Annotated in this window: 1 protein-coding gene; it reads right to left on the bottom strand. The window is 34.0% G+C overall.

The genetic code is table 11. The annotated features are described in order from the left end of the window. Window positions 1-733, bottom strand: a 733-nt coding sequence (locus A5294_RS06455; RefSeq protein WP_064340743.1) for a phosphatase PAP2 family protein, incomplete at its 3' end; no start/stop codon positions are given. Window positions 734-803: the final 70 nt, after the last annotated feature.

The raw sequence follows: 803 nt of genomic DNA on the forward strand, positions 1-803 counted from the left end.
GAATATTAGATTGTGAGTTAGAATCTAGTACTTGTTCTTCGTAAGTAGATTTGTCATCATTTCTGTTGTCAATATATAAATTATGTCGCTGGAACGAGCGCAAAATTGTAACAGAAAGTAGTGGATATATAATTGCTGCAGCTAATACATCCGTAGGGAAATGAGCAGCGACAATAATACGTGAAACAGCAACTATAACAACAAGAATTGCGCTAAAAAGTAATCCAAATTGAACTGACGATGGTTTATTAATGTAAAGAATTAACATTGCCATAACGCAAACTGCTACAGCTGCTGAAGTATGACCACTTGGGAAACTTGGATCAGGTGGTAATTTAATATTCAAACCAATGTACGGACGCGGACGATTTACAGCAAATTTAACTGCAAAAATGTAAATCATAGGAAGAAGCGAAATTAAAAGTTGAATTATTGTCATCTTCCAATTTTTATTTATAAATAATGAAAGCGCTGCTAATAAAACAAGTATTGCTATGCAACCCTTAGTTGAAAAAACTAAAGCTAATATTTTTGAAATACTGAGAATTACAGAGGGAACACTCTTGTGGAACCAGGAGACTATGGATGATTCATAAGTACGCTCTTTACTCGTAACTAGTAGTGCTTTTCCTAAGCACGGAATAACAACTGCGAGTAATAGTGTAAAAATAGTAGCGGAATTTCTAGTGAAAACCGATAATCCGCTGTGATTACTGTTATTTTTCTGCATCATACTTGTTAAGATTACACGCACAATGATGTAAATGCACGTTGGAGAGTACGAAATAATATGTATAAAAAAG

The sequence above is a fragment of the Gardnerella sp. 30-4 genome (genome assembly GCF_001641215.1).
Taxonomy (GTDB): domain Bacteria; phylum Actinomycetota; class Actinomycetes; order Actinomycetales; family Bifidobacteriaceae; genus Bifidobacterium; species Bifidobacterium leopoldii.